At 53.8% G+C, this 24,296-nt stretch carries 25 protein-coding genes; 5 read left to right on the top strand and 20 right to left on the bottom strand.

Features of this window, described 5'->3' with window-relative positions; genetic code table 11:
- Positions 1 to 75: 75 nt before the first annotated feature.
- The 3 genes from ACOTX7_RS08860 to ACOTX7_RS08850 all read right to left on the bottom strand — a co-directional run bounded on the left by ACOTX7_RS08860 (position 76) and on the right by ACOTX7_RS08850 (position 2,659).
- Positions 76 to 918 (bottom strand): nitroreductase family protein, encoded by an 843-nt coding sequence (locus ACOTX7_RS08860; protein WP_221813155.1) that lies wholly within the window; start codon positions 916 to 918, stop codon positions 76 to 78.
- A gap of 66 nt (positions 919 to 984) precedes the next feature.
- Positions 985 to 1,569 (bottom strand): TetR/AcrR family transcriptional regulator, encoded by a 585-nt coding sequence (locus tag ACOTX7_RS08855; RefSeq protein ID WP_416275617.1) that lies wholly within the window; start codon positions 1,567 to 1,569, stop codon positions 985 to 987.
- Positions 1,570 to 1,723: 154 nt separating this feature from the next.
- Positions 1,724 to 2,659: an alpha/beta fold hydrolase gene (locus ACOTX7_RS08850; protein WP_221813151.1), complete on the bottom strand. Its 936-nt coding sequence runs from the start codon at positions 2,657 to 2,659 to the stop codon at positions 1,724 to 1,726.
- A gap of 115 nt (positions 2,660 to 2,774) precedes the next feature.
- On the opposite strand from ACOTX7_RS08850, the gene ACOTX7_RS08845 reads away from it, so the two are divergent.
- Positions 2,775 to 3,671: a LysR family transcriptional regulator gene (locus ACOTX7_RS08845; RefSeq protein ID WP_221813149.1), complete on the top strand. Its 897-nt coding sequence runs from the start codon at positions 2,775 to 2,777 to the stop codon at positions 3,669 to 3,671.
- Between the two features lie 299 nt (positions 3,672 to 3,970).
- Positions 3,971 to 4,588, top strand: a complete 618-nt coding sequence (locus ACOTX7_RS08840) for a CatB-related O-acetyltransferase (protein WP_032673833.1) — start codon at positions 3,971 to 3,973, stop codon at positions 4,586 to 4,588.
- 4 nt (positions 4,589 to 4,592) lie between these two features.
- Here the strand turns inward: ACOTX7_RS08840 and ACOTX7_RS08835 are convergent, their stop codons facing one another.
- Both ACOTX7_RS08835 and ACOTX7_RS08830 read right to left on the bottom strand, forming a co-directional pair.
- Positions 4,593 to 5,885 (bottom strand): glycoside hydrolase family 28 protein, encoded by a 1,293-nt coding sequence (locus ACOTX7_RS08835; protein WP_221813147.1) that lies wholly within the window; start codon positions 5,883 to 5,885, stop codon positions 4,593 to 4,595.
- Positions 5,886 to 5,989: 104 nt separating this feature from the next.
- On the bottom strand, positions 5,990 to 6,748 hold the full coding sequence (locus ACOTX7_RS08830) for a DeoR/GlpR family DNA-binding transcription regulator (RefSeq protein WP_221255993.1): 759 nt from the start codon (positions 6,746 to 6,748) through the stop codon (positions 5,990 to 5,992).
- Between the two features lie 86 nt (positions 6,749 to 6,834).
- Between ACOTX7_RS08830 and ACOTX7_RS08825 the strand changes: the two genes are divergently transcribed.
- Positions 6,835 to 7,419 (top strand): GDP-mannose pyrophosphatase, encoded by a 585-nt coding sequence (locus ACOTX7_RS08825; RefSeq protein ID WP_221255992.1) that lies wholly within the window; start codon positions 6,835 to 6,837, stop codon positions 7,417 to 7,419.
- A gap of 84 nt (positions 7,420 to 7,503) precedes the next feature.
- Entirely contained in the window at positions 7,504 to 8,262 is a 759-nt protein-coding gene (gene tam / locus ACOTX7_RS08820; RefSeq protein WP_221255991.1) for a trans-aconitate 2-methyltransferase, read from the top strand.
- A 6-nt stretch (positions 8,263 to 8,268) separates the two neighbouring features.
- Here tam and ACOTX7_RS08815 read toward each other — a convergent pair whose 3' ends face one another.
- From ACOTX7_RS08815 to ACOTX7_RS08785, 7 genes are all read right to left on the bottom strand, one after another.
- Positions 8,269 to 9,459, bottom strand: a complete 1,191-nt coding sequence (locus ACOTX7_RS08815) for a cytochrome c biogenesis protein/redoxin (protein ID WP_221255990.1) — start codon at positions 9,457 to 9,459, stop codon at positions 8,269 to 8,271.
- 135 nt (positions 9,460 to 9,594) lie between these two features.
- Positions 9,595 to 10,890 carry an ATP-binding protein gene (locus ACOTX7_RS08810; RefSeq protein ID WP_221255989.1) on the bottom strand — a complete coding sequence of 432 codons (1,296 nt, stop codon included), beginning with the start codon at positions 10,888 to 10,890 and terminating at the stop codon, positions 9,595 to 9,597.
- On the bottom strand, positions 10,887 to 11,627 hold the full coding sequence (locus ACOTX7_RS08805) for a response regulator (protein ID WP_048973863.1): 741 nt from the start codon (positions 11,625 to 11,627) through the stop codon (positions 10,887 to 10,889). The genes ACOTX7_RS08810 and ACOTX7_RS08805 overlap by 4 nt, the downstream gene beginning before the upstream one ends.
- Positions 11,628 to 11,671: 44 nt before the next feature.
- Entirely contained in the window at positions 11,672 to 12,667 is a 996-nt protein-coding gene (locus tag ACOTX7_RS08800; protein WP_421626068.1) for an alpha/beta fold hydrolase, read from the bottom strand.
- A gap of 134 nt (positions 12,668 to 12,801) precedes the next feature.
- Complete coding sequence (locus ACOTX7_RS08795; RefSeq protein WP_221813145.1) at positions 12,802 to 13,242, bottom strand: GNAT family N-acetyltransferase; 441 nt, start codon at positions 13,240 to 13,242, stop codon at positions 12,802 to 12,804.
- Complete coding sequence (locus ACOTX7_RS08790) at positions 13,239 to 13,847, bottom strand: hypothetical protein (protein ID WP_221813143.1); 609 nt, start codon at positions 13,845 to 13,847, stop codon at positions 13,239 to 13,241. The genes ACOTX7_RS08795 and ACOTX7_RS08790 overlap by 4 nt, the downstream gene beginning before the upstream one ends.
- Entirely contained in the window at positions 13,847 to 14,809 is a 963-nt protein-coding gene (locus ACOTX7_RS08785; RefSeq protein WP_221813141.1) for a hypothetical protein, read from the bottom strand. Before ACOTX7_RS08785 ends, ACOTX7_RS08790 begins: the two co-directional genes overlap by 1 nt.
- A gap of 148 nt (positions 14,810 to 14,957) precedes the next feature.
- Here ACOTX7_RS08785 and ACOTX7_RS08780 point away from each other — a divergent pair, with 148 nt between their 5' ends.
- Positions 14,958 to 15,506, top strand: coding sequence for a GNAT family N-acetyltransferase (locus tag ACOTX7_RS08780; RefSeq protein WP_221257247.1), 549 nt, complete (start codon positions 14,958 to 14,960; stop codon positions 15,504 to 15,506).
- Here the strand turns inward: ACOTX7_RS08780 and ACOTX7_RS08775 are convergent.
- From ACOTX7_RS08775 to sad, 8 genes are all read right to left on the bottom strand, one after another.
- Positions 15,494 to 16,408, bottom strand: coding sequence for a bestrophin family protein (locus tag ACOTX7_RS08775; protein ID WP_006810639.1), 915 nt, complete (start codon positions 16,406 to 16,408; stop codon positions 15,494 to 15,496). The two genes, ACOTX7_RS08780 and ACOTX7_RS08775, sit on opposite strands and share 13 nt — an antisense overlap.
- Before the next feature lie 201 nt (positions 16,409 to 16,609).
- On the bottom strand, positions 16,610 to 18,061 hold the full coding sequence (locus ACOTX7_RS08770; RefSeq protein ID WP_221255986.1) for a tagaturonate reductase: 1,452 nt from the start codon (positions 18,059 to 18,061) through the stop codon (positions 16,610 to 16,612).
- Between the two features lie 117 nt (positions 18,062 to 18,178).
- Positions 18,179 to 18,706 carry a GNAT family N-acetyltransferase gene (locus ACOTX7_RS08765; protein WP_221255985.1) on the bottom strand — a complete coding sequence of 176 codons (528 nt, stop codon included), beginning with the start codon at positions 18,704 to 18,706 and terminating at the stop codon, positions 18,179 to 18,181.
- Positions 18,707 to 18,788: 82 nt separating this feature from the next.
- Positions 18,789 to 19,754 carry a sensor domain-containing diguanylate cyclase gene (locus ACOTX7_RS08760; RefSeq protein WP_221813139.1) on the bottom strand — a complete coding sequence of 322 codons (966 nt, stop codon included), beginning with the start codon at positions 19,752 to 19,754 and terminating at the stop codon, positions 18,789 to 18,791.
- Positions 19,755 to 19,812: 58 nt separating this feature from the next.
- Entirely contained in the window at positions 19,813 to 20,175 is a 363-nt protein-coding gene (locus tag ACOTX7_RS08755; protein WP_006810635.1) for a DUF4186 domain-containing protein, read from the bottom strand.
- The gene (glsB, locus tag ACOTX7_RS08750) at positions 20,175 to 21,101 is read right to left on the bottom strand and encodes a glutaminase B (RefSeq protein ID WP_221255983.1); all 927 of its coding nucleotides are present in this window, start codon (positions 21,099 to 21,101) and stop codon (positions 20,175 to 20,177) included. The genes ACOTX7_RS08755 and glsB overlap by 1 nt, the downstream gene beginning before the upstream one ends.
- Before the next feature lie 62 nt (positions 21,102 to 21,163).
- Entirely contained in the window at positions 21,164 to 22,753 is a 1,590-nt protein-coding gene (locus ACOTX7_RS08745) for a methyl-accepting chemotaxis protein (RefSeq protein ID WP_221813137.1), read from the bottom strand.
- Between the two features lie 127 nt (positions 22,754 to 22,880).
- A complete protein-coding gene (sad, locus tag ACOTX7_RS08740; RefSeq protein ID WP_221255981.1) occupies positions 22,881 to 24,263 on the bottom strand; it encodes a succinate-semialdehyde dehydrogenase in 1,383 nt (460 codons plus the stop codon).
- Positions 24,264 to 24,296 lie beyond the last annotated feature (33 nt).

Genomic DNA, 24,296 nt, shown 5'->3' with positions numbered 1-24,296 from the left:
CATCGCGTTTATTTCATTTGGAAATATTTTTTTCTGAGCTCTCTGGCGGCTGCATAGGCAGCCGCAAAGGAAAACTTACTTAAAACCGAAACCACGTCCCTCAAGAGTAGCGCGAAGATTCTGACGTCCGTCCATATAAGCCATGCTGGTTGCTGAACTTTGCACGGCCTGTCTCCAGGTTTTGTCTTTCATTCCCAGTCCTTCACGAAATGCGTGGAACGCTTCTTCATAGCTTTTAACATGCGCGTCAAAGTCGGCTGCGTTATAGCGATTACGATGCGCTACTACACTTTGCGGCAGGCGCGGGCGGATACTGGCGTTACTTTGCGGATGAGGCCATCCGACAACCAGTCCGCATACTACGTAACTATGCGGCGGTAGCTGTATAAGCTCGGCCAGTTCTTTGGCCTTATTTCGTGCAGCGCCAATATAAACTGTTCCAAGCCCGATCGATTCGGCTGCAACCGTGGCGTTCTGTGAAGCAAGAGAGGCATCCACGGTCGCCATAATGAACGAGTCAAGATATTCATGCACGCCCGGGTTAAGCCCATCCGCGACGGTCATATCATGATTACGCGACAGATCGGCAACCCATAACAGTATTGCCGGTGCTTCTTCAATGTAGCCATTAGCCAGGCCATTATCTCCAGCTGAGAGCCTTCTGACTTCTGCCTTAAGCTCAGGGTCGGTAACGGCTACCACGCTCCACTGCTGAAGGTTTGAAGATGTGGAAGCAGACTGCGCGGCTGCCACCAGAGTTTCAAACCAGTGTTCCGGCAGAGCTTGCTGCGAGAAATTTCTAACCGAACGGTGTCGGAGCAGCCCTTCTATCTGTGCATTCCAGATAATATTTTCGGGGCGGTTTTTCTCACCATAGCGAGCTGTAATCAGTTGTTCTTTTTGCAAATTGTCAGTCATAATTTGTTTCCTTAAAACTGGAATGATCATTCAATAATTGATTAAATAAAAAGGCCGTCAGGCCTTTTACTGAATGCTGCTGATAAGCGATTGAATTGCATGCTGTTGGTAATCAACCTCATGCACGATCCTGCCGAACACCCGAAAGCCAAAGTAGGCACACATAAATGCTTTTGCCATTTTCTCTGGTTCACGCTCTGCTGCAAACTCTCCGGAAGCAATACCAGTGGCGAAAAGCGCTACAAATAAGGCTTCCAACTCTTTGATATAACTGCGGCTCAGATCCTCAACGGTCTTATCTTTAGCTGCTCTCTCAAGCGGCGAGAATATGGCCATGCAGCCGTTACGCTCTATTTCACTGAAATCTAGTTCAATGCCCTTTTCAAGCAGGATGCGCAGCCGATCTTTGACTGTTCCAGGCTGTCGGAAAACTTCCTGATGAAACTCAATGCTGGAGCGGTGATACCGACGCAGTGCTTCATGGTAAAGGTTTTCTTTATTACCAAAAGCGGCATAGAGACTACCCCGGCCCAGCCCGGTACTCTCGACAAGCGCCTGAGCTGAAGTTGCCTCAAAGCCGTTACGCCAGAACGCATCCATGGCGGCCTGTATTACCAGCTCGTCGTCAAACTCTCTTGGTCTGCCTGCCATCATTAACTCCTGCTGAAGAAACCGACTTCATCTTATCAATTATGGAATGATCGGTCAATAATCCATCGAGCTTATCTTTATGGTCACCGCTGCGCCTGAAACATCCTGCTTATCGGAAACGGTCTTCAGGACCTTAATGGACAGCTATCTAGGTTTATTTGCTCAGAAATTCATGGAGTTGCCGGGTAAACGTCAGCGGCTCTTTGAGATGCAGGAAATGGTCACCATTATTTTTTTTATCATAGATAATGACCCGTCCGTCAGATACGGTCTCTGCAATCCAGCGCTGGCTTTCCACCCAGTTACTGTGTTCACCAGATACGACAAGCACGGGGTTTGAAATTTTCTGAGTAAGGACATCACGCCAGTCGTTAAGAATATGGTCGAAAAGCACAAGCTCCAGGGCTACCATATCAGGCGGCACCATCTCTTCTGCAAAAGTATGTGAGTTTTCAAAAGCGGGCGCGCCTGTGACGGTGTAAAAATCCATGATATCCGTATTCACAACCAGCCTGTTTGAGGGACCTTTACCGTAATACATTGAGATCATCGCTTCCGCTGATGTTGTAAAGGCACCGGCATTAATACGCTGCTCTTCAGTCCAGTCGCTATGACAGTAAATAGATGCTGCCTCGTCGATAAACACCAGTTTTTCGATTTTCTCGTTACCGAACAGGTCAATGTAGCTCCAGATAACAGAACATCCCATCGACCAGCCACAAAGGTGTGCTTTGCGAATGTCCAGCGAAACCAGCATATCGTTGAGATCGGCTGAAAGGCGTGATATCCGATTGCCAAAAGTCACCTTATCTGACAACCCGTGGTTGCGCTGGTCGAGGACATAGACTTCATATTTATCTTTCAGAAGATGAATAAGGTTGATGTACTCCGCTCCGTTTGAAGACCAGCCGGGAACAAATACTAACGGGGTGCCTTTTCCCGCTTTCCAGTAAGTCAGCTTCACGCCATCGTTAGTCTGAAAAGATCCTATCTCAAGGCCTTTCACATCTGAGAGCTTCGTTGGCAGGCCTGGGATGCTGTGTGCGAATTCATAATCATGTCCAAAATATTCTAATGCGGTCTTAATCATTTTCCCCTCTCATTTAACAACAAGCTGTAGCATAACGGGTACATTTTAAGAGCTGAGTTAAGTAAGATGCAGTCCTGAGAATGGGAATGGGACTTTCATTAATGAGAGGGGTTCGGTGGATCTTAATGCTTTAAAAATGTTTGTTCTTGCCGCACGTGGCGGTAGTCTTTCCGCTGCTGCGCGTAACAACAATATTCCTTTGCCCACGCTCAGCCGCAAAATAGCCGAGCTGGAAAAGGAGCTGAACTCCGTGTTGCTCGAAAGGACTTCCACAGGTTGCAGGTTAACCGAGGCCGGGCAAAAGTTAATGAATTATGCAAGCTCAGCAATGGATATTCTGACTGATGCCGAACAGGCTCTGCTGACAGCATCGCCCCGTATTACAGGACATCTGCGTCTGACAATACCCCAGTCACTTGAGGTGTGGTGGCAGCTTATAAGGCAGTTTCAGAAGGCTTATCCGGATATTGCTATCAGCGTTCATACGACGGAGCGTCGTGTGGATCTCATCTCTGAAGGCGTTGATGTTGCGTTGAGAGTCGGAACTATCGCTGACGACTCCGTGGTTATTCGCCACCTTATGGATTTTCGTCATATTCTGGTCGCCAGCACTGCTCTTTTCAGTTCAGCACCGCTTCCTGTAAAACCGTCCGATCTTACGGGCTATCCCTGTGCGGCCTGGGGATCGGTGACAGGGGCACGGCCCGTCTGGATGCTGGGCAATCATGCCTATGAAGTTCCTGCCACCTTAACGGTAAATGATTATCTTCATTTGCGGGCAGGAGCACTTGAGGGGGAATACATTACAGAGTTGCCGGTTTTCTTTGCAGCTGACTATATAAATAATGGAAAGTTAATCGAGCTGCTTCCAGCTTATCCACTGCCTTATTCTTCATTACATCTGGTCTATAAAAGGCAAGGACATATCTCAGCCTCTGCCAGAGCTTATATTGATTTTTGCAGTGACAACATTGGCTTGCTGTCGGCTAAATGCCTGATAACCCCCTCCTAACAGAGTCTGGTAGTTAAAACAGAGCCTGCTAATGTAGTGAAAAGTTGCAGGCCAAGGTTAAAGGATGTTTTATGCAATGTCTGCTTTTGGCACAGAGCGGACATTTTAACTTTGCCCTGCCCCGGACATCTGAACTTAGCTTTGACAAACGTCAGATAACGAAAATTGTAGCCAGACTGGTGCAGTCGTTATTCACCTGTTTTAAGGCCACACGGGGCTAATCACCGTTGTAACAACGTAAACAATTAACTTATCATCACATGGCTAATCACTTACCCATGAGTCTAAAGGCCTTCAGAATGACTGAAAAACACTGGTCAAAAATAGAATATCTGCATCAGACCGTCACTAACCCTAATATTCACATTAAAGGTACGCACAGCTATTACAGTGACTGTTGGGATAAAGGATTCGAGCGTTCCGTCGTGAGATATTTACTTGGGGACGAGTTCAGTCGTGACTGGGAACCCCTTGGTCGACTCGACAAATTATATATTGGCAATTTTGTTTGTATTGGCGCCGAGAGCGTGATCCTGATGGGAGGAAATAGTACGCATCGTATGGACTGGATCAGCCTATACCCGTTCATGGAATCAATAAAAGAAGCCTACGTTAGCCGTGGTGACACCATACTGGGCGATGGTTGCTGGCTGGGAATGCGGGCGATGATTATGCCCGGTGTGACAATTGGTGAAGGTGCTGTGGTTGCCGCTGGCGCTGTGGTAACAAAAAATGTACCACCCTATGCGATTTTCGGCGGCAATCCGGCCAAACTGATTAAATACCGTTTTCCTGAAGACGAGATTACGCGAATACTTGCGCTGAAATTATACGACCTTCCGGAAGAAAAACTGGTCTCCATCCAGCCATTATTGTCGTCAGGTGAAATCACCGCACTAGAAAATAGCTTACGATAACGATTTAACGTTCATAACTGTCGTTACACTCTTGTGTGTTCTCCACGGCAGTCACCTGCACATCCTTAAATAGCATGCCATCCACACCAGAAATTTTTCCGAACTCTGTCGCGTCGATCACAATCCCCTCCAGCGTTAATCCGGCCACAGGACGCTCCGGATAACCTTCTATGAAAAATGCCCGCGAGAAGCATTTATTGTCTGAGCGACGCGCCGTTATATTTTTAATCGTCAGTCCGCTGACCACCGTAAGACCGGCGTCTCCCTCGACACCTGCGGCCAGCTTGCGCCAGTGTTCTGGTTTATCAGCTAAATCTCCCCGGTCGCCATAGCTGTACTGCGGAAACCAGTTCAGCTGGATTAAGACCGGAAAACGCACGTCTGTAAGCCGTAAATTCTGCACGATGATATCCCGAATAAACCCGCCCCGGTTGCGGGCAGACTTAATGCGAAACCCGACGCCTGTGCCGTTAAACGCGTTATCTTCAATCAGGACGCGTTCAATGCCGCCTGAGGTTTCGCTCCCCAGCGTGATCCCGGATCCCTTATTCAGCGTACAGCCGCGAATGACTATATCCCGGGCGGTACGTGCTTTTTGCGCCGCTTCGCGTCCTCGTCCTGATTTGATGCAGATATTGTCGTCATTGCAGGAAACGATGCAGCGTTCGACCCGCACCTGCTCACAGGAATCGATATCGATCCCGTCGGTGCTCGGCCCCGCAGAGTTGCTGATCTGCACACCTTCAACCGCGATATGGCGCGAATAACAGAGATGCATGTTCCAGAATCCGGACTCCCGACTGGTGAAATCACGCAGCAAAATGGTCTGACTTTCAAAAACCAGGATATTGCGCGGTCGCTGACAGTCGTAATCAACCACCCAACGCAATCCTCTGGCGCTGTAGTCGCCGACCATGCCGCTGCGCTCGTCATCTCCCCAGAAGCGTTGCCACCAAATGGCACCCTGCCCGTCTATCGTGCCCGTACCGGTAATGCTGACGTTTTCACACTCGATGATATTGATAATGCCTGCTGGCCAGCGCATATCTATGCCAGCAACCCGGGTATTAATCAGCGGGTAATCAGCCAGATCCTGGCTCCCCACAAGCTGCGCGCCAGCGTCCAGGTGAAGCGAAACACCGCTTTTCAGGAAAAGTGCGCCGGTCAGAAAACGCCCTGGCGGAATAACGATGACGTCATTCTGTTGAGCGTTATCAATGGCCTGCTGAATGGCGGATGTTGACAGACGTTGCGCGGTTGGGTCCGCGCCGCACGCCAGAATGGAGATCGCTTTCATGGCTTGTCCTTAAACAGATGAAAGCCTTAGTCTAGGAATCAGCGTGACGGATAACCTTTGTCTGTTTGACAGCCATGCGCTCAGGCTGGCAAAAAAGCAGATATTTACTGGCTTGCGATCACCGCAACGCCCTTTTCTTTCATCGCGTTGACCCAGCGTTCATCCGTTGTGTCCTCAACAACCAGCGTATTCACCCGCGACAGGTCGCCAATCACAAACGTCGAGGCCGTGTTGATCTTCTCCGGTGAGGCCAGTACCACCGTTTCCGCCGCTCTGCCGGAAAATGCACGTTTGATGCACGCTTCTTCATAATCTCCGGTGGTCAGCCCGGCCTCAGGATGCACACCGGTGACACCCATGAAAAACAGATCCGCATGAATATTGTTGATGCCTTCAATAGCAGCCGCACCGACCGTGACGATGGAGTGTTTATACAAACGACCGCCAATCAGGATCACCTCTATGCATGGATGGTCGACCAGCCCCAATGCAATACCCGGACTGTGCGTCACCACGGTTATTTGCAAATCGGGTGGCAAGAACGTAATAAGTTCGGAGGTGGTCGTCCCGCCATCGATGATCACCACCTGCCCCGGTGAAATGAGCTGCGCCCCCCGACGTGCCACGCGTTTTTTTGCATCCATTTTAACGGACTGACGTTCAGCAAAAGGCGCAACCGCTGAAGATGCTGGCAGTGCGCCGCCGTGGACACGCTGCAAACGCCCTTCTGCCGCCAGTTCACGTAAATCACGGCGGATAGTGTCCTCAGATACCGAGAAAAAAAGGCTTAGCGCAGTAGACTGCACCTGGCCTTCCGCCTCCAGTTTTTCCAGAATCAACTGTTTACGCTGACTTGTGAGCATGATTTATTCCTGATATTGCACGAACCATCTTGTATTTGCACGATAGTGCTGTTTATGATGCTCACTCTACGAGAGGAGAGCCAAACGTGCAATCAAAACGTGCAGATATACGCATCATCACCAGCGAAACGTTGTCCGACAACTGGTATAACCTGAAAAAATACACTTTTGACCTCCAGCGCAGCGATGGCGACTGGCAGCGACAAGAGCGTGAAGTGTATGACCGCGGGAATGGCGCGACGATCCTGCTCTATAATCGCGACAGCAAAACCGTGATTCTGACACGGCAGTTCCGTTTCCCGGTGTTTATCAATGGTCACGAAGAGGATCTCATTGAGGCGGCCGCCGGGTTGCTCGATAACCTTGACCCGGAAAGCCGGATTAAAGCCGAAGCGGAAGAAGAAACCGGGTTTAAGGTGACGCGCGTAGAGAAAATTTTTGAGGCCTATATGAGCCCTGGCTCCGTTACCGAGAAACTCTACTTCTATCTGGCGGAATATTACCCGCAGGATCGGACCAGCGCGGGCGGCGGCGTTAAAGCAGAGGGGGAAGATATCGATGTGCTGGAACTGACGCTGGACGACGCGCTTCGGGGCATTGAGAATGGCCAGATTGTCGACGGAAAAACCATCATGCTGCTGTATCACCTGGCCCTGAAAGGCATTTTATAATCCCACAATTAGCCAGATACCTGCCCCGGCGCAGGTATTTGCCTGTGCTATTCTTGCTGAACACCTCAACACGGAGATGCGAAAATGGCCGACTGGGATCCCTCACTTTATCTTCAGTACAGCGCAGAGCGCACACGTCCCGCCGCTGAGTTACTCGCCCGGGTGCCGCTGGCGGACGTAACAACTGCCGTGGATTTGGGCTGCGGGCCAGGCAACAGCACCGCGCTGCTGAAACAGCGCTGGCCTTCAGCGCAGATCACCGGCGTGGATAACTCCCCGGCGATGCTGGAGGAAGCCCGGCAGACGCTGCCAGACTGTCACTTTGTTGAAGCGGATATCCGTCACTACAAACCTGACCAGCCTCTCAGCCTGATCTACGCCAATGCCTCCCTGCAATGGATCCCGGACCATTACCACCTTCTGCCACACATGGTTTCACTGCTCCAGCTAAACGGCGTACTGGCGGTACAAATGCCTGATAACTGGCTTGAGCCGACGCACGCCCTGATGCGTGAAGTCGCCTGGGAACAGGGTTATCCCGAACGTGGCCGCGAGCCGTTGCCGGGTATCCATGCTTACTACGATATTCTGACGGAAGCGGGATGTGACGTGGATATCTGGCGCACCACCTACTTCCATCAAATGAGCTCTCATCAGGCGATTATTGACTGGGTCAGCGCGACGGGGTTACGTCCGTGGTTACAGGAACTGAACGAAAGCGAGCAGAAAAATTATCTGAAACGCTACCTTGAGCTGCTGGAAGAGCAGTATCCGCTCCAGGAGAACGGGCAGATACTGCTGGCTTTTCCGCGCCTGTTTATGGTGGCTCAGCGGGTTCCGTAAGCCGGATCAGGAACGCGCTTCCTTGAGCAACTGCTGAATGACGGCCTCCTGCTTGTCGTAGTTACCTTCGCCAAACGAGGTGTAACGCAGTTGCCCTTTCGCATCGAAATAGTAATGCGCTGGCCAGTACTGATTTCCGAACGCGCTCCAGATTTTGTAGTTATTATCCGTCACCACGCGGTACGGCAGTTGCCATTTGTTGACCGCGTTTTTCACCGATGATATCGGTTTTTCCCAAGGATATTCAGGCGTGTGGACACCAATGACGACCAGACCTTGAGACTGATATTTCTTCGCCCAGTCACGAACATACGGAAGCGTATGCTGACAGTTAATACAGTCCCAGGTCCAGAAATCGATAAGGACCACTTTCCCCCGCAAGGACTCAGACGTGACAGGGTCACCATTCACCCACCCCGTACCGCCATCTAATGAGGGTAACTGGCTGCTCGGCGTCGCGTCAGCGACCGGTTGCAGTTTCACCTGCGAGGAGGTGGGTTGCGCAAGACTCAACAGCGCGTTTTCCAGCTTGTCGGCAACACCGTTGGCGCCTTTCAGTGCCGAGGTCATCCCGCTGGCGTTGAACGCAACGGCAGCTAACATCATCACCCCCGCCCCCTGACGCAAACGCGCCATCAATGCGGATTTGGCTCTCAGAGGAGCGATCAGCTTACGCCCGCCCACGACAAGCAGCCCCAGCATCAATGCGCATCCACTGCCGTAAGCGGCTAACAGCGCTCCGGTCGCGATGGCCGAGTGTCCTGCAATATTAATGCTGAAGATCGCCCCGAGAATCGGTCCGGCACAGGGTGACCACAACAGTCCAACGGCCAGCCCTGCCAGAAAAGCCGAAAGCATGCCGCGTCGCTGCATGCTGTGGGTGTTGAGAACATTTCCCGCGCTGACCGCCGGGCGGGCAATGCGCTGAGCGAACTGCGGGAAGATCAGGGCCAGCGCGGCAATACTCAGTACCAACAGCGCAATCCAGCGACCAATAACGGTGGCGTCGGCGATCCACTCGCTGGCCACCGTTACCACCATCGCCACCAACGTGAACATCACAATCATTCCCGCCAGAAGCGCCAGAATGTGCTTGCGCTGCCCCTGAAAGCCGGCGAACAGCAGAGGAATGACGGGAAGCGTGCAGGGACTGAGCAGGCTAATCATGCCGCCCAAAAAAGCGATTATCAGAAACATAAGGACCTCACGATACAGTAGCTGCGAAGGTGCAGTGAGGTCATTTCACCGTACGAATGTGTTCAGCCTGTGTGCTAAAATCTGAATTTCGTCTGCCTGGGTATCGGCGCGGGGTGCAGATACAAAAACGTACAATTAACCGCGCGGAAGGGTCACGCTTACGGTCAGTCCGCCCTCTGCCCGGTTTGCAAGATGCAATTTCCCGTCAAGCCGAGCGGTGAGCTGCGCGGCAATCGCAAGGCCTAATCCGGTGCCGCCCGTTTCGCGATTGCGCGACGTTTCAACCCGGTAGAACGGCTGTAACACCGCCTCCAGCTCTGCCTCCGGGATGCCGGGGCCGTTATCCATAATGCGGATCGCTACCTGCCTTTCATCTTCATCAATCTCTATTACCGCGCTATCGCCAAACTTCAGCGCATTATCCAGCAGATTCGTCATCACCCGGCGCAATGCCTGCGGGCGAGTGACGATCGGCAGACGCGTATTGCATGGATGAAAATGCACGTTTTTACCAATGTCCTGATAATCACTGGCGATGCTGTTAACCCACGCATTCAGCTCCAGCTTCAGCGTGGTCTCTTCCAGGGATTCTGATGACCGGGCATAGGCAATCCCCTCCCGTACCAGACGCGACATATTATCCAGGTCGCTCAGCAACTTATCGCGTAGTTCAGGCTGATCCGCCATTTCGACCCGCAGCTTCATGCGCGTGATGGGCGTCTGGAGGTCGTGAGAAATGGACGCCAGGATCTGCGCGCGTTCACGCAGATACGTCTGTATCCGCGACTGCATCTCATTAAAAGCCTGCGCCGCCTGCCGCACTTCAACCGGCCCTTTTTCAGTCATCGGAGAATGGGCCGCCGGATCGAGGGAATCCACCGCGCGGGTGAACTGCAAAAATGGCCGGACAACCTGGCGCACGGCAATCCAGGAGCAGAACGCGACAAGGAACAGCTGAAGAACCAGCACCACGGGCAACCAGCTGGCGACAGGGGGCATGCGCGGGATCAGATCGATGGTGAGTGGAGCACCGTCGCGGAGCGTCAGATGGGCCTGAATATGGGAAATCGGCCCCGGAACGGCCGTAAAACGCAGCGGATACTGGGAAGAAAGCGTCTCTTTCAGGGTTCGGACCGCATCGCGCGAGCGTTTATCCGTTGGTGCCGCGCCTGGCTCGCCCGGACCAAGAATATAACGATAATTACCGCGACTGAGGCGTTCCAGCCACTCTGGCCGCTCTTTGGCCGGAAGCCGGTCGAGAATGGCCACGCTGGTCGCGACGTCGTTCTCAAGATTGCCCAGCATAACCGTGCGCGCGCTGCGCATTCGCTCAACCATGACCAGCGTCAGGCTGAGCGCGTTAGCCAGCAATAGCCCGAGCAGCACAATGATCAGCAGCCGGGCCAGTAACGTGCGGGGCCACAGCGTCATTCATTGGCCTCGACGATGGTCACCGGCATGGTAAAAACGTAGCCCTCGCTGCGTACGGTTTTAATGTAGGCTGGCGTGCGGGCATCTTCATTCAGGCGCTGTCGCACGCGACTCACCAGGAGATCAATCGAACGTTCAAACAGCTCGGCGTCACGTCCCTGCGTCAGGTTCAGCAGCTGGTCGCGGGTCAGCACCCGTTGAGGATGGTCGAGGAATACGCGCAGAAGACGGTATTCCGCCCCGCTGAGCGCCACAATCAGTCCCTCGTTATCAATCAGATGACGCGCCACGGTATCCAGCTGCCAGTCACCGAACACCACCAGACGCCCTGCCTCGGTGACCTGAAGATTAGGCGGCATAGTGCGAAAACGACGCAGGATGGCTTTAATACGCGCCAGCAGCTCGCGGGCCACAAACGGTTTCACCACGTAATCGTCCGCGCCCATCTCTAGCCCCAGGATCCGGTCCGTGTCTTCATTGCGCGCGGTAAGCATCAGGATCGGCAGATCCTTATGCCTGCTGCTGCGCAGCTGTCGACACAGCGTCAGGCCATCATCGCCGGGCATCATCACGTCCAGCACCACCAGGTCGATATGCTGTTTGTCGAGCACCATGCGCATCTCTTTCCCGTTCGCCGCGCCAGAGGCGTGATAGCCGGATTTCACGAGGTAATCGACAATCAGTTCACGAATATCCCTGTCGTCATCGACGACAAGGATGTGATCAATATGCTCCACCGCAGGCTCCTGATTAAGAGGTAACCGATTGAAAATAGCACATATCAGAGCTTATCCGCGTCGACAACTGCTTTAACAAAGTCCTGCGGATCTTCCTGCGGCGGGTTGTGGCCAACCGTTGCGCCGAAAGTACGGTGCTCATATTTTCCGGTAAATTTCCCGGCATAGGCCGCAGGTGCAGGGTGTGGCGCCCCGTTATTACCGCCTTCGATGGTGATGGTCGGCACCGTAATGTTCGGCAGCGTCGCCAGTTTTTGTTCATAGGCGTCATATTTAGGCTCCCCTTTTTCCAGACCCAGACGCCAGCGGTAATTACTGAGCGTGACGGCAACGTGGTCCGGGTTATCGAGGGATTTGGCGCTGGCATTGAAGGTGGCATCGCTGAATTTCCAGTCCGGCGAAGCCTGGGACCAGATCAGCCGGGCAAAATCGTGCGTATTTTTAGCATAGCCTTCCGCACCGCGCGGCGTGGCGAAATAGAACTGGTACCACCACTGAACCTCTGCCTTCGGCGGTAATGGTTGTTTCCCAATCGCCTGACTACTGATCAGATAGCCACTCACCGAGACCAGCGATTTCACCCGTTCCGGCCAGAGCGCCGCAACGATATCCGCGGTACGCGCTCCCCAGTCATAACCGGCGAACACCGCCTGTTTGATGTTCAGGGCGTCCATCAGATTAACAATATCTTTCTCCATTGCCGAAGGCTGGCCGTTACGCGGTGTTTTATCAGAAATAAAGCGCGTTGTGCCGTACCCGCGCAGGAACGGCACAATGACACGATACCCCTTCGCGGCCAGCGCGGGGGCCACTTCAGCGTAGCTGTGAATGTCGTACGGCCAGCCATGCAGCAGGATCACCGGTTGCCCCTCTTTCGGTCCGATATCGACATAACCGACGTTAAGATCGCAGGCGTTAATCTGTTTTACCTGGTTGAAGGCCGACGCGTAATCTTTACCCATCGCTTCAGCCTGACAGGACATCACGGTGCCAAGCGAAACGGTCAGGGCGACTGCTGAGTATGCGAGTTTGTTAAACATGATGTTATCTCCGGGTGAGTTCAGTTGACAGAGATATAACACCATGCGTTTGTATAAAGGATGTGTGCGGATGCGGCTTTATTGCATACCTGTGTATGTATCACAGACGCAGATACAGTGTGATACAAACCCGGTTAAGGGGTGATTCGGTACCGGACGTAATCGTCGGCTTCACCATAGTGGTCATACAGCTTACGCGCCGGATTATGCATGCGGGTTACCCAGTAGAGTTTTGACCACCCTTCCCGCTTACCCTCATCGATCAGGGCGTCGATAAGCGTTTTACCCGCCCCTGCGCCACGTTCGGCAGCGTCAACAAATAGATCTTCCAGATAGCAAATGGGCGCGGTTGACCAGGTCCCTTCATGCAGGACACACATGGCGAAGCCGATGACGTTGCCGTCTTTCACCACAACCCGGCAAAAAAGGGATGATGAACCTGAGAGCGCCCTGTCCCACGTCGCAGCGGTAACGGACTCGTCAAGGTAGCACTCATAAAAATGGGTATAGCTATCCCACAGCGGTCGCCACTGTGGGTAATCTTCTGTCTGTAACGGGCGTACGATGAGCGTCATGCGTTCCTCACATTATCCTTAATGCTCTTTTGGCGCATGATGCGGGCCAGCGTGGCAAGACGCTTCGAACGACAATATAGCGTGAACAGCACAAAGCCCCGACTGTTTAACACCATACGGCTAATTACCAAAGCGATCGTTGCAATGATCAGCTGCCAGCTACTGCCGTCAGAAACGATCAGATAGTGAATCCATTGCAATACCGTTAATGTGAGCAGGATGATGAAAAGCGCTAAAAATCCTGTTAGTCCTGACGTGTATCCTCGGGCAAGGAATGCACTCGCGAGCATCAGGAAGATAAGTATCGCTAGCGATGGGACAAAAAAACTGAGTGCATGTAGCGATGGCGACATACTGGATATTGTCTGGAGAAATGGCAGCAAATTAAACGCAAAAATCACCAGAAATAGCGGTAATAATATCGCTACCGGATAAGCATTTTGCCGTGGCAGCTCACTAAGCGGGCGTGAAAAATAACGCTCCAGTTCGGGTGAGGAATGGTTTAATAAGACATTGTCATGACGGGCAATAGCGTCCTCAATCCGTTTACCGTGTTGCAGGAGCTCGTATGAAACGTGTCCGGTTAACAAGCGCAAAAATTTCATCAAAAAACCGCCAGCGACTGGATAGTACCGATAATGTATTTACTGGTGCGAGGTATGTTCCCTGGTGCCGCAATAACTCCGCTTACGGCGCTTCCTGCAAGTGCCGCGGCACTCGTCACAACTTGACCTAATTGCCTGGTGAGCTCAATCTGAACAGGACCCGTTGGGAATCGTTTTGGATAAAAGCCTGCTCTAATAAGCGCTTTGACTTCTTTATTGCTTATACCAGGGTTTTGAGCGCGAATAATTAATTCAGTCAATCGAGCACGGTCCTGACGAGGATAACTTTTTAGCCATTCGGTTGCTTTCAAGGACGAAACGGATTTCATTGCGCGCCAGGTAGTAACAGCCTCTTTCAGTGCACCGCCTGCGCTTGCCAGAGAAATGACATCTAAGGAAGTGGATGTCGCGACATACCAGTCCTGAGTATCCAGCCAGGCGACATTAGCACCATCATTTTCAACCAAATCATAAATTCGATAAAGACCATTCACACATTGCAGACCAGTGGCAGCCGTTCCGGCGTAGCCAATAGCGACCAATACGCTTCCCGCGCCTGCGGTAAGGGGAGTTGCTGCTGTTCCAGCGAGCATCACTCCGCCAGTTATGATCATCGCGCCACATGACAGAACGGTTGAGGCAATTTCAGTTCCCATGGAAGTAGAAGAAACTGCATCACTCAATGCTTTTCCTGCTGTGGAGACAGACGGCAGCGAGGAGGCTTTATTCACAATAACATGCGTTACTATTCCACTTTGCCCTTGAGGATGTCGTTTGCCGGGTCGAACCAGGAAGCGTTGGGGGCCGTCAGAGTAAATGATACCCGCGTGAGCAAATTCACGATGACAATCCATGGCGGCACCAAGCGCTTTAAAATCAAAATCCGCAGCCCCAACTCCCGACATTTTCGCAAAATCGTAGCCCGGTAAGTTTTTATCAAGGTTTATCCCAGGTAAAACCATACCTTTCTCCTTTTTAAGCAGGTTAATTTCGTTAACTCGACATCGTTTACATCGTAACTAAAGTACAGTATATCGGAACAGAATGTTATTAAGATGAAAATACCAGAACACAAACAAAAGCATAACGCTCAAATATGGAGATCACCGGATGACGATACCCACGCTTACGACAGAACGCTTATTACTTAAACCCCTTGTTGCCGCCGATGCCGTCCAGATCCAGCAACGCTATCCCCGCTGGGAGATTGTCCGCTATATGGTCTCTTCAGTCCCCTGGCCCTACCCGGAAAACGGTGCAGAAAATTACGTCAACAACGTTGCACTGCCCGACATGGCCAAAGGGATTGCGTGGTTCTGGACGATTCGACGTCGCGAAGCGCCTGACGAACTGATGGGGGTGATTTGCCTGTATGACGTGGAGGACAACAACCGGGGCTTCTGGCTCGCGCCGGAATTTCAGGGCCAGGGATATATGCGGGAGGCGAGCATTGCGGCAACGGATTATTGGTTTAATACGCTCAATAAACCGGTGTTACGTGCGCCGAAAGCGGCGGCCAACAGCCGCTCCCGACGTATTTCAGACAGCAGCGGCATGCGGCTTATCAGGACGGAGAAGAAAGCCTACGTCAGCGGCATGCTGGACTCGGAGGTGTGGGAAATCACCCGCGACGAATGGAATGCCCGTCAGGTCAGCTGATAATATTTATCCGGCATCAGTCTTTCAGGGATGTTCTCTTCATCGTTCATCTGCAACAGATCGCGCTCCATCATGTTGCAGATGGCGTCCAGCGGCAGATCGTTATCTTCCGTTCCAAACGGATCTTCCAGCTCTTCTGCCAGCGTATCCAGCGAGATAAAAGTGTACGAAATCAGCGCAGAGACAAAGGGCGTCATGTAATGCAGATCCACAACCAGCGCAAACGGCAGCATGATGCAGAACAGATACACCGTCCGGTGCAGGATCAGCGTATAGGCAAACGGAACTGGCGTATTGGCGATACGCTCACAGCCAGCCAGCACAATGGACATATCATTCAGGCGGTTGTTGAGGCTGTGAAACAGGATGTCTGAAAGCTGCCCGCTACGCCGCCGCACGGCCAGCCACTCCCCCATGATCAGCAGGATACGGTTCGCCGGTGAGTTGGCGTCCATCACGTTGCGTAAATCGTCAGGCGCCAGATAGCGGGACAGCTGTTCGGCATTGGTTTCTCGGCGCAGGGTCATACGCAGGCAGTTAGCAAAGGCGATTTGCAGGCGAACAAACTCGCCGAGATGTTTATCATCCGGTAAGGTGTTTTTTACCTCGCGAAACAGCGAGCGCGCCGCTATCATCAACTGCCCCCAAAGCAGACGTGCCTCAACGTAGCGGGAATAACAGGCGTTATTACGAAATCCCAGGAAGATGGCAATAGCCACACCCAGAATGCTGAACGGCGCGACGGTAAACCGAATGCCCAGCGAGGTATACCACGGCAGCATGACAATCACGGCGATGGAAAGCAGGAAGTTAAGCAGCAGTCGGGTATAAATTTTGGGAAGTACCGAACCATGCCAGACAAAAATCAGTTGCAGCCAGTGCTGTTGAGGACGAACAATCATAATCAGCTTCAGATAAGTAAAGAGCGCGGCTATTAAACGTGATCCCCCTCACGGTTGCAAGCTTGTTACTAATTCATTGCATTTTCTGACCTGCTAAGCCTGACGCGCACGGTGCTGCATGTGCTTTTTAAAAAAAGAGCACATAGTATGTTGTAACTAAATAGGGTCTGTAAAAAACCCGGCAAACGCCGGGCATTATGATTAGCAGAGCGGTTTCACCGCATCGCGCATGCCTTTGCTTAAAATCGCATCCAGATCCTGCGCAACCTGTTCTACCAGTCCGTTTACCTGCGTCAGATCCTGCTCCCAGTGCTCGCTCACGCTTAACACCGACGATACCAGCTCACGGGTAGTGACCTGTTTATCGCGATGTTGCGTCCACAGCTGCTGGTAACGTTCAAGCCAGTGCGCGTCGTCCTGCACCGGATAAGGCTCACCGTTGCGTTCGGCGCGGTAGAACGCAATCAGCGCTGCCAGGGCAAAGGTCAGTCGTGCAGGCAGTTTGCCGGTCGCCTTCTGCCCTGCCAGCAGTTGCGGCAGAATGCGGGTGCGGTATTTGGTCATCCCGTTCAGTGCAATCGACAGCAGCTGATGCTTAATGTACGGATTACGGAAACGCCCCGTTACGGCACTGGCGAAAGAGTGCAGCTCGTCACGCGGCAGATCCAGGACCGGTATGATCTCCTCATAAATAGCCTTCTCTACGAACGCGCAAATCTCCGCGTCGTTCATGGCGTCCCCTACCGTATCCAGCCCGGCCTGAAAAGCGACCGGGACCAGCGCCGTGTGCGCGCCGTTGAGGATCGCCACCTTACGCTCTTTATACGGTTTGATATCGTCAACAATCAGGACATTGAGCGGGTATTTATCCAGGCGCAGTTCCGCTGCAAGTGATTTTGGTCCCTGAATAACAAACAGATAGAAGTGTTCAGCCGTGTCGAGGAAGCCATCGTGATAGCCCAGACCGGCTTCCAGCTCTGCCACCTCATCACGCGGATAGCCGGTAACAATGCGGTCAACCAGCGTCGAGCAGAAGGTGTTAGCATCATTCAGCCAGGCAATGAATGCCGCCGGAAGCGCCCACGCCTGTGCGTAGCGCAGCACCAGTTCACGCAGGGCATCGCCGTTGTAGTCGATGAGTTCGCAAGGAATGATGATCCAGCCTTTATCCGCTGCCCCGTTAAAGTGGGTAAAGCGTTCGAACAGCAGACGCGTCAGTTTGGCCGGATAGCTGACCGCTGGCGCATCGTCAAACTTATCGCCCGCGTGATAGCTGATGCCCGCCTCCGTGGTATTGGAGAAGACAAATCGCATGTCCGGGTTATGGGCGAGCTTCAGAAATTCATCGTACTGGCTGTAGACGCTGATTTCACGGTTCACGGAACGAATAAGACGCGCATCGCTTACCGCTTCACCCTGCTCATTCAGACCACGAATAATCGTGGTATAGAGACCATCCTGAGTACTCAGCGACGGGGGAAAATCGCTCTGGATTGGCCGCACAATCACCACACCTGAATTGAGATCGGTATGCTCGTTTAAGAGGTCGATTTGCCAGTCAACGAACGCGCGCAGGAAGTTACCTTCGCCGAACTGGATGATACGTTCAGGATAGCGCGCACCGGGGAAATCACGACGGTTGAGTGTGTTCACAATGGAGGTCCTTTATGATTAGTCATACAGCCTGATAAGATTGGTGTGATAACTTATCAAAACTTCACGACCAGAACCCCTGTCTGGATCAACACATGGCGTAATGGTGAAAAATAATCACAAGAATTTATAAAACACCGAGGTTGCCGTCATGTCCCCGTTCGGCATCAGGGCGTAGCGTGGGATCTCCCCCACCTTTTGCCAGCCCCCACGTTGGTAAAACGTCTCCGCGCCGCTGCCGGTCGACGTATCAAGCACCAGCACCGTAAGGGCTTTTGCACGCGCAACCGCCTCCAGGGCTTCCATCAGCGCCATTGCCGCCCCTTTACGGCGCGCCTTCTCATGAACCAGCAGTTTCGCGACATCTGCGCGGTGCGGCTGGTTTTCAGGCTGATCGGTGATCAGCTGGACCGTGCCAACCAGCCCCTGCTCCTCATCGAAACATCCCAACACAGTGCGCTCGTCGCGCCCGACGCTTTCTGCGACGCTGAGCCAGAACGTATGGGCTTTCCCGGAAGAAAAAGGCAGCATAAAGCTGACGGAGGCGCCGCCGTTGACACAGCTGACGAGAATATCGTTCAGGGCAGTGATGTGGGTAAGAATGTCTTGCCGGGAGAGAGGTTTAATCAGCATGGGAGAGTTCATCGCGCGTCCTTAGGTTGAATCTCTCCACTTTGCTATTAACATTTTTGTAACGCAATAAGCGATGACATAGGATTTCGTTATGTCATTTTTCGCGGTGGTGTTGCCGCTTCATGGCGTACATCTGCGCATCCGCATGCTTTAACCACGCCTGCATATCGTTCCGGTGATGATCGAACTCGCTTAACCCCCAGGAGAACTGTAACGACCAGGGATGCAGCTGGCGCGCGTTGTAATTTTCCGTTTGTTCAACAAGATACTGCATGGCGATCCAGGCGCCAGGCTCATCGGTATCCGCAAACAGTACCGCGAACTCATCTCCCCCGAAACGTACCAGCAGATCGGCCTCGCGGAATGAGGAACGCATCAGGGCGGCCATCGCTTTCAGGGCTTTGTCGCCCTCCTGGTGCCCGAAGCGATCGTTAATGGTTTTGAAATGGTCCAGATCCAGCCAGCCAAGCGTTAACGGTTCTGCCCGACGCTGCGAAACCGACAGCGCAAACTGCGCAAACTGGTTAAACCCGCGACGGTTAAACAGCCCCGTAAGCTCATCGGTCGTGGCCGCGCTTACGGCTGCAAACTCATCCTCTGCCAGCGCGCTGAGATCGGCCAGTACGGCGGAATCCGCCGCCGAAAACTCACGCGGTGCGTAATCAATGAGACACAACGAGCCTACGCACGCCCCGTCACGTAAACGCAGCGGGTAACCGGCATAAAAGCGCACGCCAGGCTCTCCCGCCACCTGCGGGTTGTCCGCAAAGCGTTCGTCCCGCAGCGTATCCCCCACCACCAGCGGCGCGTCCCCCAGGATCGTATGACCACAAAACGAGAGTTCGCGAGGCTGGCTGACGGGCACCCGGCCATCGGCAGACTTCACGATCACGGCGTGATCATCCACCAGCGTAATCATCGCCAGCGGCACCCTGAAAAAGCGTGTTGCCAGACGCGTCAGACGGTCAAACGCGGGATAATTGTCGATCTCAAGCAGACCGGACTCGCGCAGTGCATTCATGCGCTCCGTTTCATTAACGGGAATCAAAGGTGCTTTCATAACGTCTCCTGACGCTGAGCATTAGTAAAAGCGTAGCTTAAACAGAGACATTGTCAGTTCATGAGGCACGATTTACCTCAATGACCAGCCAATGATGGATCACGTTGACGATATACTGTTGTTGCTGCGCATTCAGCGGCACGCCCTGCGGGATCGCATGCCACTTAGCCAGACAGCCCCGACAGCAGGTTGCCGTGGCATGCTGGGCGATAAAGACCGGATGGCCACGCATCGGCGTCTGCTTACCGTCATTTACCGGCTGTGCAGGTGCCAGTCGCGCGGCGACAAAATCGGCGGCATGCCGATCGATAGTCTCCGCGCCTTTATCCCAGCAGTATTGCCGCTCTTTCGTTCCTAAATGAAAACGCGAACGAAACGTGGAGCGGGCCAGGCGCGCGAATAAAGGATCTAACGTGGACATTAATATACGGACCGTCCAAGACGTTTGGTCAGCTGCTCCAGCGCCGCCACGCCTGCCAGTGAATTGCCGGTTTCGTCCAGTTCCGGGCTCCAGACGGCAATCGCCATCTCGTGCGGGACAATCGCCACAACCCCACCGCCAACGCCGGATTTGGCCGGCAGCCCCACGCGCCAGGCAAACTCTCCGGCGTTCTGATACATTCCGCTGGTCGCCATTAAGGCGTTGATCTGCCGGGCCTGCATGGGGGAGACAACGTCCTCACCCAGATGCGGGGCATGGCCCTGATGCGCCAGAAACAGAAAAGTCTGCGCCAGTTCGACACAGTTCATCTTCAGTGCGCAGTAATGAAAATAGTTTTGCAGAACCGTGGCGACATCATTATGAAAATTGCCGAAGGACTTCATCAGCCAGGCAATCGCGGCATTACGTGCAGAGTGTTCAAACTCAGAGCGCGCGACCACCGAATCGTAGGCAATGTCCTGCATGCCGGAAAGCTGACGCACAATTTCGAGCATCCGCTGGCGCGGCGCACTCAGCCGACTTTGCAGCATATCGCACACCACCAGCGCCCCGGCGTTAATAAACGGGTTACGCGGCTTACCCTGTTCGATTTCAAGCTGGAGAAGGGAGTTGAACGGCTGACCGGACGGATCTTTGCCTACCCGCTGCCAGATCTCCTGCTCGTCATACTGGCGCATGGCGGCAACCAGGCTGAGCACTTTTGAGATCGACTGAATCGAAAAGCGCTCCAGCGCGTCTCCCGCCTGAAAACGCTGCCCGTCGATGGTACAAATGGCGATACCAAGCTTATTCCCGCTGATCGAGGCCAGCGCGGGAATGTAATCGGCAACCTTACCCTGCCCCAGTAACGGACGAACCTGCGCCAGAATCTCGTCCAGCATCTCATTATGGATGACCGCAGCCACACTTTGCTCCTTGCCCTCAGGCTAAAACGGGCTGCGAGTATAACAGAGGCTTATACATCACGTCAGGCAGGGAGACGAAAACGCGAGACGGCCTGTAACAAAAGATCTGACTCCTGATGCAGACGCGCAGAGGCATTCGACGCTTCGCTAACCAGCAGATCTGTCTGACGCGATACCTGATTCAGCGCCTGAAGCTGACGGGTCATCTGGTGAATACTTTCCCCCTGATTCAGGGTGGCAAGCGAAATATCATTCAGCAGGCTGCTCAGATTCGCCACCAGCCCGGTAACCTGTTGCAGATTATCTTCCAGACGGTTTACCACCTGGGAACCTTCTTCAATGCCCTGTAGCGAATGGTTGATCAGCGCCTGGATGGTTTGCGTAGAGTGACTGCTTTTTCTGGCCAGCAGCCCCACTTCCCGGGCGACTACCGCGAATCCGCGCCCCTGCTCCCCCGCATGGGCGGCTTCAATGGCAGCATTGAGGGCCAGAATATTGGTCTGAAACGCCACGCTGTCGATCATCGCGACGATCCCGCGCATCTCTGAGGATCGGTCGACGATCGTCTGCATCGAGCCATTCACCGCAGACATCATGTGCTCCCCGCCGACGGCAGCCTGTCGGGCCTCATCGGCACGCGAGCGGGCAAGTTTCGCATACCCCGTGTTCCCCTCAACGTGGTTTTCGAGATCGGCAATATGCGCCGTCACCTCCTCCAGCTCTTTGGCCTGCCGCGTAGACTGCTGATAAAGCTTCTGATTTCCCTGGGCAAGTGACCCGATATTCTCAACCATGGCGGTGGTGGCCTCGCTGACCTGAGTCACCAGTTGCTGTAGACCGCGCTGCATGGCGGTAATACTGCCGCTGAGCTGGCTGATTTCCCGGTTGAAGCGCACAACGTCAGGCGGCGTGCCGGACAAATCTCCAGCCGCAAGCAGGTTTATATGGACGATCATACGGCGTAGCGGGGTTATCACCCATTTCGCCATGCCGAACCAGACGGCAATGGCAATGGCCACCAGCACCAGCGGCGCAAACAGGAACAGTCGTTGCAGGCCTGAGAGTTGTTCCATGAGCGACTGACGCCCCTGTATCGCCTGCTTCTCACTTCGCTGCTGATAGCGTGCGAAGTTGTCATTAAAATCGGTCTGAAACGCCTGGGCGGGTACGGCAAAAAAGAGATCAATGCTATTGGTTTTCACCAGCCCTTCCGCCTGCTCCCTGATGGCGCTATAGAAAAGCTGATAGCTATTGACCAGCGCCTCGTCTTGCGGCGGATTAAGCGCGAGCCAGCCTTTCCACGCCTGCTGTGACGCCGCCAGGGATTTTTGCGCCTCGTCCATCAGGCTGTGCCAGCTCCCTTCTGAGCCGGTCTCTTTATCCTGCATGAAGTACACGCCAGCGCGGTTGAGCAGATCGCTTGCCGCCAGCAGGGAAACGCGCGCCTGATCCAGCCTGCTCTGTTGCTGCCAGGCCAGCTGATTGCGGTGTTCGTTACGCTGGGCTTGATTCAGGGAGGCGGTCAGCAGGAAGGATGAAGAGAGTTGCAGGGCGGAGAAAAGGCCAATAATACAAAAGATGCCGGTCAGCAGGCCAAACTGACGAGGAATAAAGCGCTGCGCAAGACGGCGAAAAATTTGCGTTAGGTTCATAATTTTCTTCTGTAACAATACGTTAGACGCGAGCGAGTCTACGAAACGAAAATGACAGAACCATTGCAGAATAATGACAGGAAACGGGAATTACCGGGCAGCGTATTTGCCTTACCCGGCAACAACATTACACGCGATCCTTCCACACCGTCTGCACATTACAGAACTCATGCAGACCGAAATGAGAAAGCTCCCGTCCGAAGCCGCTCTTTTTCACGCCGCCAAACGCGACGCGCGCATCGCTGGCGCTGTAGCCGTTGATAAACACCCCGCCGCACTCCAGTTCGCGAGAGAAGGTTTCAGCCAGCGCATCGTTCGCGGTAAAGACCGTCGCCGATAAGCCAAAATCGCTGTCATTAGCCAGCTGCAAGGCATGCGCCGCATCGTTCGCGACGGTAATCGCCGCCACCGGGCCAAACAGCTCCTGACGGAAGGCCGTCATCTCTGGGGTGACGTCCCCGAGTACGGTTGGCGCATAATAGTTACCGCTCCCGGCAAGCTTCTCTCCACCGAGCAGCAGGGTCGCCCCTTCCGCCAGCGTAGCCTGCACCTGCTGATGCAGTTCATCGCGAAGATCACATCGCGCCATCGGGCCAATATAGTTATCTTCTTCTTCCGGTGCGCCCATCTTCAGCGCCGCGACCGCGGCAACAAAGCGCTGGGTAAAGACGTCCGCCACGCCCGCTTCCACAATAAAGCGTTTTGCCGCCGCGCAAACCTGCCCGGTATTCTGATAACGTCCGGCCACGGCCGCGTTGACGGCCAGATCCAGATCGGCATCGTTCAGCACGATAAACGGATCGGAACCACCCAGCTCGAGCACGCATTTCTTCAGCGCCGCGCCCGCCTGCGCGCCAATCGCCGCCCCTGCCCGAACGCTGCCGGTCACGGTCACCGCCGCGATACGACGATCGATAATCGCCTGGCTGACGCCGTCATTGGTCGCGTTCACCCAGCCAAAGACCCCCTCAGGGAAACCGGCATCCGCAAACACCTGCCCGATCATCTCCGCCGAGCCGAGCACATTCGGCGCATGTTTAAGCAGATAGCTGTTCCCTGCCAGCAGGATCGGCACCGCACCGCGCAGCACCTGCCACAGCGGGAAGTTCCACGGTATCACCGCCAGAATCGGCCCCAGCGGACGATACTCAATCACCGCATTTTCGACCTGGGTAGATTCCGGATTCAGCATCGCCGGGCCGTGTTCAGCGTACCAGTCGCAAAGGCTGGCGGACTTCGCCACCTCCGCACGCGCCTGCACAATCGGCTTACCCATCTCACGGGAGATCGTCTGCGCCATCGCTTCCGCACGGCTGCGCAGCGCCGTACCCAGATCGCGAAGTTTTTGCGCCCGGTGCGCTACGCTCTCGCGTCGCCACTGGCGAAAACCGGTATCCGCCTGCGCAATGGCATGCTCAACGTCACGGGACATGGCCCACGGGTAAGCAGCCAGCGTTTCGCCGGTAGCCGGATTAACAGAAATGGCATGGGTAGCAGATGAATAGGTCATGATGTTCTCCACGTAATAACAGTTGATTGATTG

The sequence above is a fragment of the Enterobacter cloacae complex sp. IR5418 genome (genome assembly GCF_049238105.1).
GTDB classification, from domain to species: Bacteria; Pseudomonadota; Gammaproteobacteria; order Enterobacterales; family Enterobacteriaceae; genus Enterobacter; species Enterobacter hormaechei.
The sequence above is the reverse complement of the archived record's forward strand: the minus strand, read 5'-3'. Positions and strand labels throughout refer to the sequence as shown.